14 protein-coding genes are annotated in these 13808 nt (G+C 64.4%); 3 read left to right on the forward strand and 11 right to left on the reverse strand.

Features of this window, described 5'->3' with window-relative positions; genetic code table 11:
• Window positions 1-35 precede the first annotated feature (35 nt).
• Entirely contained in the window at window positions 36-1142 is a 1107-nt protein-coding gene (locus G520_RS0105085; RefSeq protein WP_028534704.1) for a glycosyltransferase family 9 protein, read from the forward strand.
• 50 nt (window positions 1143-1192) lie between these two features.
• Here G520_RS0105085 and G520_RS0105090 read toward each other — a convergent pair whose 3' ends face one another.
• The 11 genes from G520_RS0105090 to G520_RS0105140 form a co-directional block, all read right to left on the reverse strand.
• On the reverse strand, window positions 1193-2158 hold the full coding sequence (locus tag G520_RS0105090) for a polysaccharide deacetylase family protein (RefSeq protein ID WP_028534705.1): 966 nt from the start codon (window positions 2156-2158) through the stop codon (window positions 1193-1195).
• Window positions 2155-3300 carry a glycosyltransferase gene (locus tag G520_RS0105095; protein WP_084637484.1) on the reverse strand — a complete coding sequence of 382 codons (1146 nt, stop codon included), beginning with the start codon at window positions 3298-3300 and terminating at the stop codon, window positions 2155-2157. Before G520_RS0105095 ends, G520_RS0105090 begins: the two co-directional genes overlap by 4 nt.
• On the reverse strand, window positions 3297-4415 hold the full coding sequence (rfaQ, locus tag G520_RS21625; protein ID WP_084637485.1) for a putative lipopolysaccharide heptosyltransferase III: 1119 nt from the start codon (window positions 4413-4415) through the stop codon (window positions 3297-3299). Before rfaQ ends, G520_RS0105095 begins: the two co-directional genes overlap by 4 nt.
• Before the next feature lie 80 nt (window positions 4416-4495).
• A complete protein-coding gene (locus tag G520_RS0105105; RefSeq protein WP_246542720.1) occupies window positions 4496-4870 on the reverse strand; it encodes a type IV pilus assembly protein FimV in 375 nt (124 codons plus the stop codon).
• An 87-nt stretch (window positions 4871-4957) separates the two neighbouring features.
• Entirely contained in the window at window positions 4958-6061 is a 1104-nt protein-coding gene (aroB, locus tag G520_RS0105110) for a 3-dehydroquinate synthase (RefSeq protein WP_028534708.1), read from the reverse strand.
• 1 nt (window position 6062) lies between these two features.
• Window positions 6063-6593: a shikimate kinase AroK gene (aroK, locus tag G520_RS0105115; RefSeq protein ID WP_036665396.1), complete on the reverse strand. Its 531-nt coding sequence runs from the start codon at window positions 6591-6593 to the stop codon at window positions 6063-6065.
• 55 nt (window positions 6594-6648) lie between these two features.
• Window positions 6649-8247 (reverse strand): type IV pilus secretin PilQ, encoded by a 1599-nt coding sequence (locus G520_RS21630; protein ID WP_051229068.1) that lies wholly within the window; start codon window positions 8245-8247, stop codon window positions 6649-6651.
• The gene (locus G520_RS0105125) at window positions 8244-8588 is read right to left on the reverse strand and encodes a hypothetical protein (protein WP_028534710.1); all 345 of its coding nucleotides are present in this window, start codon (window positions 8586-8588) and stop codon (window positions 8244-8246) included. The genes G520_RS21630 and G520_RS0105125 overlap by 4 nt, the downstream gene beginning before the upstream one ends.
• The gene (locus G520_RS0105130; RefSeq protein ID WP_028534711.1) at window positions 8585-9127 is read right to left on the reverse strand and encodes a hypothetical protein; all 543 of its coding nucleotides are present in this window, start codon (window positions 9125-9127) and stop codon (window positions 8585-8587) included. Before G520_RS0105130 ends, G520_RS0105125 begins: the two co-directional genes overlap by 4 nt.
• Window positions 9124-9654: a hypothetical protein gene (locus tag G520_RS0105135; RefSeq protein WP_028534712.1), complete on the reverse strand. Its 531-nt coding sequence runs from the start codon at window positions 9652-9654 to the stop codon at window positions 9124-9126. Before G520_RS0105135 ends, G520_RS0105130 begins: the two co-directional genes overlap by 4 nt.
• Entirely contained in the window at window positions 9655-10488 is an 834-nt protein-coding gene (locus G520_RS0105140) for a type IV pilus biogenesis protein PilM (protein ID WP_028534713.1), read from the reverse strand. It lies immediately after the preceding gene.
• 135 nt (window positions 10489-10623) lie between these two features.
• Here G520_RS0105140 and G520_RS21635 point away from each other — a divergent pair, with 135 nt between their 5' ends.
• Window positions 10624-13005, forward strand: coding sequence for a penicillin-binding protein 1A (locus tag G520_RS21635; RefSeq protein WP_036665399.1), 2382 nt, complete (start codon window positions 10624-10626; stop codon window positions 13003-13005).
• Between the two features lie 168 nt (window positions 13006-13173).
• Window positions 13174-13779 carry a response regulator gene (locus G520_RS0105150; RefSeq protein ID WP_028534714.1) on the forward strand — a complete coding sequence of 202 codons (606 nt, stop codon included), beginning with the start codon at window positions 13174-13176 and terminating at the stop codon, window positions 13777-13779.
• The last annotated feature ends 29 nt before the right edge of the window (window positions 13780-13808 follow it).

The following is a 13808-nucleotide window of genomic DNA, read 5'->3' on the forward strand; positions in this document are numbered from 1 at the left end:
GACTACGTACTCGTGCGTATGGGTAGATCGATGTAATGAAGAAAACGATTAAAATAGCGTTAGCCAATTTCATTGTTTCCGTTCAGCAGAAGATCGGCGGCCGGCTTCGCCCACGGGAGACGCTGACGGCAGCGAGCGAGTTCAACTGTATCGCGATCTACTCGACCACGGCGCTCGGCGATTTCATGTTCAATACGCCGGCGATCCGGCAACTGCGCCTGCGCTACCCGGCGGCGAAGCTGGTTCTCGTCGGGCATGAGAAATATCGCGATCTGTTCGAAAACTACGGCGATGTGGATGCGGTTGTTTATTGGGACGGCAAGCTGGCCAGCATTTTGCCCGTCATTTTCCAGCTGAGGCGGCTGCGCGTCGACCTCGGTGTGATCCTCCATTCGCGCGATCCCTACGACATCATGAGTGCCGCCCTGGCAGGCTGCCGCTATATCCTGCGCGATAATTACGGCAACGGTCTCACCGGCCTCGACCACTGGCTGGCATCCTATGTCAGAAACTTTCGCGGGCATGTGATTCAACGGAAGTTGAATGTGATATCCGTCCTTGGCTGTAAAACCGATCAGCGCGAGATGGTGCCGCTCGGCCGTCCGGCTCGCCGGGCAGAGGCGTCCCCGGACAGGATACGGGTCGGTTTTCAGCTCGGGGCATCGAAGCCGGATCGCTGCTGGCCGATCGCGAGCTTCATCGAACTCGCACAGGCGCTGATCGCCGGGCGGCCGGAAATGCAGATCGTTCTGATGGGGTCGCCGCTGGAAAACGATCTGGAACGGCAGTTCATGGCCGCGATCGGGGCGCAGGCGGGAGGGCAGGTCGAATCCCTGGTCGGCAAGACCACGATCGTGCAGGCTTTCGAGGCGATCGCCGACCTCGACGTGCTGGTGACCGGCGATACCGGCCCCTTGCATCTGGCCATCGCACTGAAAGTCCGCACCGTCAGTCTGTTCACGACCGCGGTGCCGGCCGAGACCGGTCCTCTGCAGGACCTGGATCTGCACACCATCATCCATGTTCCGCCGGGCGCGGATGCCGCTCCGGAAGTCTGGGACGATCCCATGCCGCTGATTACCGCCGCGCGCGTCTATCCGGCGGTGTTGCAAGCTCTGCGCGACGGGGGACGATCCGTCTGATGGAAGGCCGGGATGATGGATCCCGGCCTGTTTTTTGGCGCGCCCGCCGTTCAGGAGCGGTCCGCGCCCCGGGTCAGACGGCGATGGTAGTCGGCCAGAGTCAGCCCTTCGCAGCGTGGAGCCAGGTAGCGGAACAGTTCGTCCAGGTCGGCATACAGACCTTCGATGGCGGCTTCATCGCGGAAGGTCGGGCTGCCGCCTGGCATGAACTCGGACGAATGCAGCATGAATTCGATGTAATCGGCGCCGGCGGCCAGGCGCTGTTCGGCCAGTGCGATCATCTGTCTGGCATTGCCGCCGCGCGGTCTCATCCACACGATGGACGCCGGGCGTCGCTTGCCGCGCAGGCGATCGGCACCGGTTTTCAACGCTTGTACCCAGCCCGGGTATTTCGGGCGTGTCGTCATCGGAACTTCAAGCAGCGGGGAGTCGCCCGCTTTTGAAATATCCGCGGGATCGACAAAGTAGGCGCGATCGGGAAAGCGGCGATAGTCGCTTCCCCCGGCAGTGGCGCCCGGAGTGCCGCTCCAGTCGACATGCGGCGTGACCGAACAATCGATGCGGTAGCCGTATTCCAGCAGCAATTCCGCATACACCTCGTTGAAGGCCCAGCGTCCGGCGCGATGGCTGAGCATCTTGACGCCGAAAGTATCTTCGAGAAGTTTGGTCATGAAGTCTATCTTCGCCTGCATCGCTGCGCGCGGGTATTCGATCAGATAGGCTTGCGCCTTGCCGCCCCTGTCGGTGGCCGGATGTGCGGGAGGGCTGTTCCACGCATGAAGGTGCATGCCGACTTCGGCGTTGCCGCCCGCGATGGCGGAACGGGCGAAGGCCTGATAGTCGGGGTCCGACGCCATTTCGTAGTTGGTCAGATAGCAGGGCTTGAAGCCATGCTCTTCGCACAGACTCTGAAAGCGCGGAAGAAAGCGGGCATTGCGGGCACTGATCTCGGCATTTGACTGCCACAGATTGTCGCCCTCGGTATCGATGGTGATAAGAAACGGGATCGTGTTCATTGTGCGGGGACCAGTTCCAGGTAGCGATCGACGACGCGATCGAGTGCGTAGCGGGCGAGCGTCTCGGAGCCGGGTTCGGGAGGATCCTCCAGAACCGATTTGAGCGCCGCGCCGAGCGCGATGTCGTTGAAGTCGGCGAGCCCGCGTGCAAGCTCTCCGACCATGATATCCTGCGGACCCAGGCAGCGGGTGCTGGCGACAGGGGTGCCGCAGGCGAGCGCTTCGACGAGCGTGTTGCCGAAGCCTTCGCTATCCGAGCTGAGAATCAGGGCGCGCGCGGCCCGCATATACGGAAACGGATTCGCGGTGAAGCCGGCAAACACGACCCGGTCTTGCAAGCCGAGTTCACGGCACTGCGCGACCAGTCTGGCCTTTTGCTCTGCGCTGCCGTTGCCCAGCAGGACCAGGCGCCCGTCAAAGCCGCTCGCAAGCAGGGCGCCGAACAGGCGGTCATGGCGCTTGACGGCATGAAAACGCCCGACGTGCAATACGAAGGCTTCTCCGTCGAGCGGGCAGGGCCGCTGCGCCTGGCGGCGGATGGCGTCCAGATCGAAAGGGTTGGGAATCGTTACGAGCTCGGCCGGGCGCACGCGCCCGGATTCGACGATATCGCGCGCCACGCCGTTCGATACGGCGATCAGCCGACGCCGGTCGTAGGTCCCGAGCAGTTGACGCTGCTTCAGCCAGCGCTTGATTCCACGCTTGCCCGCCAGCCGCGTCTGGGCCACGGCGCCGTGCAGACAGAACCAGGCGTGGCCCAGGCAGGGGGTCGCGGCAACGATACGATCGGTCTTGGGCAGGTTGGAGATGACGAGGTCGAAAGGCCGCGCGCCGAAGCGTTTCGTGAGGGCGTCGTGTAGCGCCCGCGCGCGGCGCCCGACTTCGCCAAGCCTGTGCAGCGGGCCGCGATAGGTGTCTGGCAGCAGCAGGTAGTCGACGCCGGGAGGCAGGGAATAGGCCTGTTCGTCTCGCAGCGATACCAGGGTTACGCGATGGCCGCGGGCGGCAAAGGCTTCCGCCAGCGTCAATACCACCTTTTCGGCTCCGCCGCCGGCAAGACCGTCGATGATCAGCCCGATATGCCTGCTTGCGGCGCCGGGGGCGGACGCGTGCGCAGCGGCGGTGGCCGCTGTCGTCGTCATGGCTGCGTCTCCTGGCGCGTCGGCTCGCCATCCAGCAGCCTGTGGGCGGCATCCAGTACCGCCTGCGTCGGAATCGCGGCCAGGTAGCGCTCGCGGGTCGACGTGTCGACCGCGTCGGGATCGATCAGCGGTCCGTAGTCGGCGGCATCGATCAGGATGTAGTTCGTAAGCCAGGGGTGCCACTCGTGAATCTTGCTCGGGCCGAACAGCGCCACCGTGTCCTTGCCGAAGGCGGCCGCCATGTGCATGGGGACCGAGTCGACGCCGATGAACAGGCGCGAGCCCTCGATCAGGGCGGCCAGCGTGGTCAGGGACAGACGGCCGGCCAGCGAATGCACGCGGGGCGAGTCGACATGACGCAGGATGGACGCGACCAGTTCCAGTTCTTCGGCGGCCGGCCCCGCACTGAGAATGACGTGCCAGCCTTCGTTGGCCAGATGCTGGATCACCTCCGCGAAGCGCCGGTCGTCCCAGCATTTGAAAAACCAGCGCGAGGACGGGTGGACGACCAGGTAGTCGCCGCGGACCCCCAATTCGCCCAGGATATCGGCGATGGCGGTACGGTCTTCGCGGGCGACCGCCATGGTGCAGCGGCGAGTCGCCGGATCTCCGAGCGGGACGTCGAGCGCCTCCAGGGCTAGCAGATTCTGTTCTACCGTATGCAGGGTGTTCGATTGCGCGATCGGCGCCAGCCGGGTGAAGAGCGAGGCCCAGCGTGTGCCGCGGCGTTTCGGATAGTCGAAACCGACGACTTCGCGCGCGCGCAGACCGTGCGCGATCAGCGCGCCGTTGAATTGGTCAGACAGATGGATGACCCAATCGTAGCGTTCGCGGCGCAGGCGCCACCACAGGCACAGCATGTGTGCGGGCTTGCGCCAGCCGTGCAAGGCGCGGTCTATGCGCCATATCGCGTGGACATCCCGGTTGCGGCTGAGCATGGGCACGGTCTCGGCATAGACGAGGTAGTCGACGCGGCAATCCGGGAAGTTGGTTTTGAGCGCATTGAGCACGGGGGTCGATAACAGGATGTCGCCGTGATGGCGCAATTTGATCAACAGCACACGTTCTGGGATGGCGGGCGAAGGTGCGCCCTGTACTTGTGGGGGTAGCGACATGCGAACAGCCCGTTAAGGAACGATTCGCCATTTTATACCGAAATCGCCGAGGGCTGCCTTCGCCCTCGGTGAACATGGGCTCAGGCGTTGAACAAGGGATTGGCAGGATCCATGTCGCGGCCGTTCTTCTGAATGGTATTCCACACCGGCTGCCCTTGCAGCGAGGTCTCCAGATCGCGTGCGAGCCTGGAATAGGCACGGACATTGCGGTCGGAAGAGTAGGCACGCAGCAGCGTGACTTTCAGTGTGAGGTTGCCGGGGTCGTCCGAGAGCGCATCGCGCAGCACCCTTACCGCCTCTTTGGTCCGGCCATAAGCCAGAAAGACTTCCGCTTCACCCAGCGGGTCTATGCCGCGCTTTTCCGGCTTGGTATAGGTGAAGAATTTCCAGATCCTGCGAATCAGATAGTAGGTAACCATGCACCCCAGGCTACCGGCCATTGCAGCAAGCACCATACATACCCCCTCTCGCGTGTATCTCTGGATTATTCAGACGAAGCGGAGTCGTAACAATCCGTAGAAATCCTTAGCCTGTTGCCGCCGTCACGCCGGGACCTGGCCGCGGATGATATAGTCCCCGCTCAGCAACGCCCGCAATTCGGCGGGATCGATATCGCCTGCAACCGTCGCCTGGCCTATGCCGAGCGGTAGAACAAAGCGCAGGCGGCCCCGTTCGACTTTCTTGTCGTGGCTCATCAGAGCCAGCCATTCGTCGACGCCGAGGTCGGGCGAGCGCGTCGGCAGACCGGCGCGTTCGATGAGCGAGACGATGCGGTCGAGTTCGGAGCGCGCCAGAGTTCCGCGGGCATGCGACAAGGCGGCGGCGAGCACCATGCCCGCGGCGACCGCCTCGCCGTGCAGCCAGGCGCCGTAGCCCAGGCCCGCCTCGATCGCATGGCCGAAAGTGTGGCCGAGATTGAGCAGGGCGCGTGCGCCCTGCTCGCGCTCGTCGGCGCCGACGATGTCGGCCTTCATCTCGCAGCAGCGGCGTACCGCGTATTGCAGGGCTTCCGCGTCCAGTGCGACGAGTTTGTCGATATTCTGTTCCAGCCACTCGAAAAAGCCGGCGTCGCCGAGAATGCCGTATTTGATCACCTCGGCCAGCCCAGCCGCCAGCTCGCGTGCAGGCAGGGTCGACAGCAATTCCATGTCGGCGATGACGGCACAAGGCTGGTAGAAGGCGCCGATCATGTTCTTGCCCTGCGGATGGTTGATCGCGGTTTTGCCGCCGACCGAGGAATCGACTTGCGCGAGCAGTGTGGTGGGGATCTGGATGAAGGGTGCGCCACGCTGGTAGCAGGCGGCCGCGAAGCCTGTCATGTCGCCGACGACGCCGCCGCCCAGCGCGATCAGCGTCGTCTTGCGCTCGCAATGACGCCCGAGGAGCGTGTCGAAAATGCGGTTGAGAGAATCCCAGGTCTTGTAGGCTTCCCCATCGGGCAGCTCGATCGCGATCACATCGATGTCATGGCGCCGCAATGCCGACGCAAGGCGATCGAGGTAGAGCGGAGCGACAGTGGTATTGGTGACGATGGCGACTTGGGGTATTGCCAGCAAGGGGAGCAGCAACTCGACCTGGTCCAGGAGCCCCCGTCCGATATGAATGGGATAGCGTGTGTCCGGGAGGGTCAGGTCGAGGGTGATCATGTCATGTCCTGGAAAGCGAATAGAGTTGGTGTTCCAGCTGGGAAACCAGCGTGATGACGTTTTGCTGGGTGGTGTCTACGATCAGATCCGCCAGCTCGCAATAGAGCGGATCGCGCTCTTCGTACAGGCTGGCCAGTTTGCCACGCGGGTCGGCGGTGCGCAGCAGCGGCCGGTTGCGGTCGTGCTGGGTGCGAGCCAGCAGGTCGTCGATGTTGGCGCGCAGGTAAATGATCATGCCGTGCGCAGAGAGGGCGGCGCGGTTTTCCGGACGCAGTACCGCGCCGCCACCCGTGGCCAGCACGATGTCGTCGAGGCGGACGAGGTCGGCGATGACCGCGCTTTCGCGGTCGCGGAAACGCTGTTCGCCTTCTATGTCGAAGATGGTCGCGACGCGCACGCCGGAGCGCGCCTCGATTTCCTGATCCGAGTCATAGAAGGTTTTGTCGGCCCTGCGCGCCAGTGCGCGCCCCACCGTGGTCTTGCCGGCGCCCATCAAGCCGACAAGAAAGAAGTTGCCTGCCAGTTTCTCCATCCGGACATTTTAGCCGAAGCAATGGCGATCTGTCTGCGCGTGCTCACATCGGTCGTCATGGCGCGCCGTCGCGCAGATTCTGACCGGCCTCGACGATCTGGGGCGTGATGAAGACCAGTAGCTCGCGGCTCTGGCGCCGGGCCTGCCTGTTGCGAAACAGGGCACCCAGAACGGGCAGGTCTGCCAGCCATGGTATCTCTCTGGCGCGCTGGCTGTTTTCTTCGACCAGAATCCCGCCGATGACGACAGTGCCGCCATTGTCTATCTGTACTTGTGATGTCAGATGGCGTGTGTCGAGAACGACACCCCCTTCGACCCGCCGGTTGAAATCGGGCGTGTCCTTGCTGATGTCGATGTCCAGCTGGATCAGGTTGGCCGGTGAAATATGCGGTTTGACCCGCAGGCTGAGCACCGCCTTGCGGAATGACGTGGTGTAGGTGTTGCGTTCGGTGGCCACGGTATAGGGAATGGTGCTGCCCTCTTCTATCAGCGCCTCGTTGCGATCCGAGATCAGCAGCCGCGGATGCGAAACGACCCGACCCTCTCCCCGGGCCTGCATGGCTTGAAGCTCGAGGCCGATGCGGGTGCCAAGCCCAGGGCGCAGCAGGGTCGCGATGCTGCCGAAAGCGACCGAGGCCGGCAGGTCGACCGTGTGCGCTGCCGGGCCGCCGGCGGTCGCGTCGAGTGATGACTGGATGCCGGGGTAGCGGGCAAAGTCGAGGCGGGCCCCGAGTTCGCGGCTGAAGCTGGCGTTGACTTCGACAATGCGCGCTTCGATCAGAACCTGGCGCAGTGCGACGTCGGTGCCGGCGACCAGATCGGCGATTTCGTCGATGACGGCGTCGGTGTCGCGTACCAGAAGCGCATTGGTACGGGTATCGGCCAGGACGCTGCCGCGCTCCGACAGCAAGCCTCCCTGCTTTTCGGTTTTGGCCGCGATCAGGGTTTTGACTTCTTCCGCCGGGCGATGGCGCAAGACGAAACGCCGCAGGTGGACAGGCGCCATCGCCGCGTGCTGCCGTGCGGCCTCTTGCGTCGCTTTGTCGCGCGTCGACCACTGGGCGGCCGTGGCCACCATCAGGGCCGAACCGTAGCGGCGCTGTTGCAAGCCCTTTTCCTGCAATACCAGCTCGAGCGCATCGCGCCAGGTCGTGCGCGCAAGCTTCAGGCTCATCGTGCCGCCGACCGACTCGTCTGCAACGATATCGATCCGGCCGACGCTTGCCAGAAGGGTCAGCAGGCGCCGCAGCTCGATGTTCTGCAAGTCGAGCGATATGCGCTGGGTTTCCGGCCCCGGCAGCACACGCAAGGTGAGCACGCGTTCGACGAGATGATGTTCGAGCGTAGCATCGGCGCGCAGGCTTGCTATCAGCCGGGAGCGGTCCCCGTCGGACAACCATTGCAGTGCGAGCAAGGGCGAGTCGGCGAATCGCAGGGACTGGCGCATGGCCGCGGGTGTGCTGGCGTCGAAGTCGAATACCTCGCGTTCCGGCGCGTGCAAGCGAAAATGATGGGGCGCGGGTGGCGGCAGGTCGAACTCCAGAGTCAGCGTCTGCGCGTCCTGTGCATCCAGCCGTTGGCTGACGGCGTTCAGTGTCAGAGCGTGAGCGGCCCCTGCCGAAAAAAGCAGAAGTGTCCACCGCGCGGCGCTCATGGCGGGTTGTCGCCGTCGTCGCGCCGCAGCCGCAGAGTGCGGGCGCCGTCCTCCCCATCCAGCCGCAGCACTGCCTGGCTCGCGCTGGCGCGGAGCAGGCGTCCCGGTACGACGGCGAGCTCCTGTCCGTGGATGACGCAAAATACCGTTCCGTCCGGCAGCGCCATGACCGCGTTGCGTTCGTGGCTGCGATGCAGGGTCAGATTCCCCATCAGGCGCAGACTTTCCGGCACGGCTGGACCGCGGGCCAGGCGCGATATCTGCAAGCGGTGCCAGTCGAAAGGGTCGCTGCGCGCGGGGCCGGCCAGCACCGTGGCGCAAAGTGCGAGCCGGAGCATCATGGCGAGGGCTCCCGCAGCAGAAGCAGGCGGACTCTTAGCGTCAAACGCGGCCAGTCTTCGACGGCGAGCGCGAACGAGTCGCAGGCGACGGTTGCGGGCAAGGCGGCCAGGGCCTGCCAGAAGTCGACAACGGCATGAAATTCGCCGTGCAAGCTCGCATCTATCCTTATCGCGTGCGATTCCCCATCCTGTTCGCCAGGCAGCAGGTGTTCGAGCGCGATGCCGTGGCGCACGGCTTGCTGGCGCAAGGCGAGAAACACGGCGGCAGGCGATGTGTCTGCGGGGGGAAGGGCGGGCGCGAGGCGGGCGATCTCGCTGCGCAGGACGGGCTGGCGGAGGACCGCCTGGCGCGCGCGCGCGAGTTCGCCGTACTCGCGCGCGAGTACGGCGCGATTTTCGTCCAGCAGCGCGATCCGCGCAGAAAGATGCAGCACATGGCACGCCCCCGCCAGCGACAGGCAGAGCAGCGTGGCCGCCGCCAGCTGCAGCGCGAGTGGCCAGCCGTGCGGGGCCCGCCAGTCGAGGTCGTCGAGATTCATGATGCATCCCTCCCGGTCGTCAGCGTGAAGGCATAGCTGGGAAGCGGTTTGTCTGCGCCATCGCGGGCGGCCATGCCGCGGGCCGGGCAGGGCTGGAATGCGGACAGGGTTTCGGCCAGCCGCAGCGCGAGTTCGGGCGAACGGGCGAGCCCCTTGATCCGGCAGCGCACGGAATCGATGGCGACTTCCTGCAGGGCGACGCCTTCCGGCGTCGCCAGCTCGAGCTTCCGCAGCACCAGCGCCGGGGCCTGCCGCTGTTGCAGCCGTCGGGCGACGGTTTGCACGTGCCGTCGCAGCGCGGCCACACGGCGTTCGAGCTGCTGCGTACGCTGCAGTTCGGGGGCGAGTTCGGCCCTGAGCTGCCGTGCCTGCCTCGTCATGCCGTCCAGGCGGGCGGACTCGTATCCGACCCAGCTTTCCGCGCCGCCGAGCAGCAGCGCATCGAGCAGCAGGGCCGAGCACAGCAGGCGTCGCAGGCGAAGCTCGCCCCAGCGTCGTGTCGCGTCGTGCACGAGATTGATGGCCATTCATGCCTCCTCTGGCCATCGTGCGAGCCCGCAGGCAAGGGCATAGCCGCTGGATGGCGGGGACGTCGTCGCGATGCGATGCCAGGGGACGACGCAACTGACGTCGATGCCGCATGCCGCGCGCACGCGGGCTTCCAGCGCCGGCGCCCGTTCGCCGGCCAGTAGAATCCGCTGCGGCGAACCTACGGCCAGGCGGCGCTGCAGAGTGGTCATCAAGGTTTCGTCGGCCGAACCCTCATCTGCCAGCGGGGCGTCAAGTCCGCCGAGGCGCGTGAGGCGCCAGACGGCGGCATCGAGCTCCAGCATGATTGCCGTGCGCGACGGCCAGCTCAGACCGCCCGCGCGCAGCAGGGCGAAACAGTCGATATCGACCACCGGCACGGCGAGGCCGGCCTGCTCGGCCAGTGCAACACGGGAGGCGACGGCGTCGCGCGGGGCGGCACACAGCACGGCCGTGACCAGGCCGGCTTCGCGGGCGACGATCAGACAGTCGAGATGATGGCGCGACGGGTCGGCCACCAGTGCGCGCGCGCCGCCCAGCGCCCTGCGCGCAAAGTCGTATGCCGGCAGGCGGCGCAGGCCGAACGCGCAGCATGCGGCGGGCAGTGCCATGACGACCCGTTCTGCGACGGCGCCGGCGCGATGCCAGGCTTCGGCGATCGCCGCCGCGATATCGTCGCGCTCGCGTCTGCCGCGCAGGGCGACGCTGGCGTGAGCGGCGAGGCGCCAGCCCTGCTGCAGGGGGGCCAGTTCGACGATGCGTACGGCGTCTGCGCCGAGATCGAGCCCGGCGACCGCGCCTGCCCCGTCGGCAGACGATGGTGGCCACTTCATAAGCCGCTCCCGCAGGAGGCCGCGCGGGCCTCCCGACATCCGGCAACACAAAAAAAGGCGGGACAACCATTTGTCTGCCTTGCAAGGCGGCACAAAACGGTATAATCCGCATTCCAGCGAAAGCACAGCGAAATCATGTTCAAACGAATTCTTGCGATTCTGGCCGGCTTGTTCATTGGCTGCGCGGTTCTGGCCGCCGGGGCCCTGGCGATTGCAATCATCATTACCTACCCCAGGCTGCCGAGCCTCGATGCCCTGACCGACTACCGGCCGAAGATCCCTTTGCGCGTCTATTCGACCGACAATGTCCTGATCGGCGAATTCGGCGAGGAGCGGCGCTCATTTCTGCGCATCCATGAAGTCCCGCAATTGATGAAGCAGGCGGTGCTGGCGGCAGAGGACGAGCGTTTTTACCAGCATAGCGGCGTCGACTACGCCGGGGTATTGCGCGCGGCGGTCGGCAATCTGGTTTCCGGGCATACCCGCTCCGGCGCCAGCACCATCACCATGCAGGTCGCGCGGAATTTCTTCCTCTCGAGCGAGAAAACCTTCACCCGAAAATTCAACGAGGCACTGCTGGCATTCAAGATCGAGCACACCCTGTCCAAAGACCAGATTCTGGAGCTGTATTTCAACCAGATTTATCTTGGGCAGCGCGCCTACGGGTTCGGTGCGGCGGCGCAGGCGTATTACGGCAAGCCGTTGCAGAGTTTGAGTGTTGCGGAAATGGCCATGCTGGCCGGTCTGCCCAAGGCTCCTTCGGCCTACAATCCTATCGTCAATCCTGATCGCGCCCGTTTGCGTCAGCAATATGTACTGCGCCGCATGCGCGAGTTGAACTTCATTACCGAAGATCAATACCAGCAGGCCTTGCAGGAGAAGCAGCAGTTGGCAGGGCAGACGGTCGATAGCGGCTTTCCCGCGCAATATGTGGCGGAAATGGTGCGTCAGGCGATGTACGAGCGTTATCGCGACAGCGCCTATACCGAAGGTTTCCGTGTTTACACCACGATCGACAGCCATCACCAGCAGTGGGCGTACGATGCCCTGCGTGCCGGCCTGATCGATTTCGACCGCAAGCATGGTTACCGCGGCCCGGAAAGCTTCATCGATGTGTCCAGCCTGCAGGGCGAAGACAGCGGCGAAGCGCTGGACGAGGCGTTGAACGACATTCACGACAGCGGCGACATGCTGCCGGCGGTGGTGCAGGTGGCGACGCCGGATTCGGTGCGCGCGTACATGCGTGGCGGCAAGGTTGCGATCATCAGCGGGCCCGGGCTCGACTTTGCCCGGCGCGCGATCAATCCGCGCCTGCCCGAGGCGCAGCAGATCCGCCCGGGTGCGGTGATCCGCGTGCGCGCCAACGAAAAAGGGTATTGGGAAATCGTGCAGATGCCCGAGGTGGAAGGCGCGTTCGTGTCGCTCGACGCGCGCAGCGGGGCGATCCGCTCGCTGGTCGGCGGTTTCGATTTCAACCGCCGCAGTTTCAACCACGTATCGCAGGCCTGGCGTCAGCCGGGATCGACGTTCAAGCCCTTCATCTACTCCGCCGCGATCGAACGCGGCCTGACGGCGTCGACCATGATCAATGATGCGCCGATGACGGTGGATCCGCAGGACGGCAGCGGCAAGATATGGGAACCGAAGAACGACGATGGCAAGTTCCTCGGCATGCTGACCATGCGTCATGCACTGACCCTGTCGCGCAACCTGGTTTCGGTGCGCATCCTGCAGGCGATCGGTACCGAGTATGCGCAGCAGTATATCCAGCGTTTCGGCTTCTCGCCCAAGCAGCATCCGGCCTATCTGACCATGGCGCTGGGCGCGGGTTCGGTGACGCCCTTGCAGATGGCCGAGGCCTATGCCCAACTGGCCAATGGCGGCTACCGTATCCACGCCTACTTTATCGACCGGATCGAGGACTCCTCCGGCAAGGTGCTTGCGCGCACCCAGCCGACGATCGCCGGGCAGGGCACGACGCCGGCCATCGATCCGCGCAACGCATTCATCATGACCAGCATGATGAAAGACGTCGTCCGCTACGGGACCGCCGCGCGCGCCATGAGTCTCGGCCGCCAGGATCTGGCCGGCAAGACCGGTACCACGAGCGATTTCAAGGATGCCTGGTTTGTGGGTTTCAACCCCAATCTGGTGGCCGCGACCTGGGTCGGCTACGACCAGCCGCGCAGCCTGGGCCGCTACGGCTACGGCGGCACGGCCGCACTGCCGGTGTGGATCAACTATATGGCCAATGCGCTCAAGGGCGTGCCGGAAGTCGACCTGCCGGTTCCCCCCGGCATCACCGTGCGTCCGGGCGCCGGCCTTCGCGGAGGTGACGAGTACTTCTACGACGAGTTCCAGCGCGCGAACCCCGATTTGCGGCTGAACAACCGCGGCACCGTTCCGCATAGCGATGGCGGTTTGCCCGACGCCGCTTCCGATGCGGCAGCCGAAGCCGATTCGGCCGCCCCTCCGCCGAAGGATGCCGTCGAAAATGTCAAGGATCAGCTGTTCTGATCCTCAGTGCGCAGCGGGTGGCGATGCCATCCGCTGCGGCTCGTGCCGCCCGGCATGAGCGATTCCCGCAATTATCCGGTTCGACTCCCTTCTATACTGCACCGCGGTCTCTCCTGCCCTTATGGGTCGGCGTGTTTTCTTGGATTGATGACGGACCTGGGTGCTGCAATGAGCAAACTGCTGGTAATCGACGATCATCCCGCGATCTGTCTGGCTTTAAAATCGTATATCGAGCAGGTGAGTGTACATCGGGTGGTCGCCAGCGCTGCCAGTGGCCGCGAAGGACTGAGTGCCATTCGCCTGCATCATCCCGATCTGGTGATTCTGGATCTGGTGCTGGCGGATTCCGATGGTCTGGAACTGATCCGCAGCATCCGCGCCTGCGATCCCAAGGTGATCGTGCTGATCCTCAGCGCGCGCGAAGAGCAGATCTATATCAACCGCGCCGAAGAGCTTGGCGCGAGCGGCTATGTCTTCAAGTCGCGGTCGCTGGAGGATCTGATGCGGGCCTTGCAGATGGTTCTGGCCGGCTATCAGTGTTTTCCCTTGCACAATATCTCGCGCAACTGCGAGATCAGGCATGCCGGTCTGACCCGGCGCGAGCTGGCGGTGCTCGGTCATATCGGGCGCGGATCACGCAATAAGGATATTGCCATGCAGCTCTTTATCAGCCCGAAAACGGTCAGCACCTACAAGATGAGGCTGCTGGACAAGTTGAAGCTGAAAACGACGCTGGATCTGGCCGAATATGCGCGGCGCAGCGGTTTGTTCTGACCGCCGGGCCGCAGCGCTCCGGCTCGGGG

The organism is Paludibacterium yongneupense DSM 18731, from assembly GCF_000422925.1.
Classification (GTDB): domain Bacteria; phylum Pseudomonadota; class Gammaproteobacteria; order Burkholderiales; family Chromobacteriaceae; genus Paludibacterium; species Paludibacterium yongneupense.

Bases quoted from the DNA above. Each gene is read 5' to 3' on its own strand.
- G520_RS0105085 (WP_028534704.1), top strand. From the start codon at position 36: ATGAAGAAAACGATTAAAATAGCGTTAGCCAATTTCATTGTTTCCGTT.
- G520_RS0105090 (WP_028534705.1), bottom strand. From the start codon at position 2,158: ATGAACACGATCCCGTTTCTTATCACCATCGATACCGAGGGCGACAAT.
- G520_RS0105095 (WP_084637484.1), bottom strand. From the start codon at position 3,300: ATGACGACGACAGCGGCCACCGCCGCTGCGCACGCGTCCGCCCCCGGC.
- rfaQ (WP_084637485.1), bottom strand. From the start codon at position 4,415: ATGTCGCTACCCCCACAAGTACAGGGCGCACCTTCGCCCGCCATCCCA.
- G520_RS0105105 (WP_246542720.1), bottom strand. From the start codon at position 4,870: ATGGTGCTTGCTGCAATGGCCGGTAGCCTGGGGTGCATGGTTACCTAC.
- aroB (WP_028534708.1), bottom strand. From the start codon at position 6,061: ATGATCACCCTCGACCTGACCCTCCCGGACACACGCTATCCCATTCAT.
- aroK (WP_036665396.1), bottom strand. From the start codon at position 6,593: ATGGAGAAACTGGCAGGCAACTTCTTTCTTGTCGGCTTGATGGGCGCC.
- G520_RS21630 (WP_051229068.1), bottom strand. From the start codon at position 8,247: ATGAGCGCCGCGCGGTGGACACTTCTGCTTTTTTCGGCAGGGGCCGCT.
- G520_RS0105125 (WP_028534710.1), bottom strand. From the start codon at position 8,588: ATGATGCTCCGGCTCGCACTTTGCGCCACGGTGCTGGCCGGCCCCGCG.
- G520_RS0105130 (WP_028534711.1), bottom strand. From the start codon at position 9,127: ATGAATCTCGACGACCTCGACTGGCGGGCCCCGCACGGCTGGCCACTC.
- G520_RS0105135 (WP_028534712.1), bottom strand. From the start codon at position 9,654: ATGGCCATCAATCTCGTGCACGACGCGACACGACGCTGGGGCGAGCTT.
- G520_RS0105140 (WP_028534713.1), bottom strand. From the start codon at position 10,488: ATGAAGTGGCCACCATCGTCTGCCGACGGGGCAGGCGCGGTCGCCGGG.
- G520_RS21635 (WP_036665399.1), top strand. From the start codon at position 10,624: ATGTTCAAACGAATTCTTGCGATTCTGGCCGGCTTGTTCATTGGCTGC.
- G520_RS0105150 (WP_028534714.1), top strand. From the start codon at position 13,174: ATGAGCAAACTGCTGGTAATCGACGATCATCCCGCGATCTGTCTGGCT.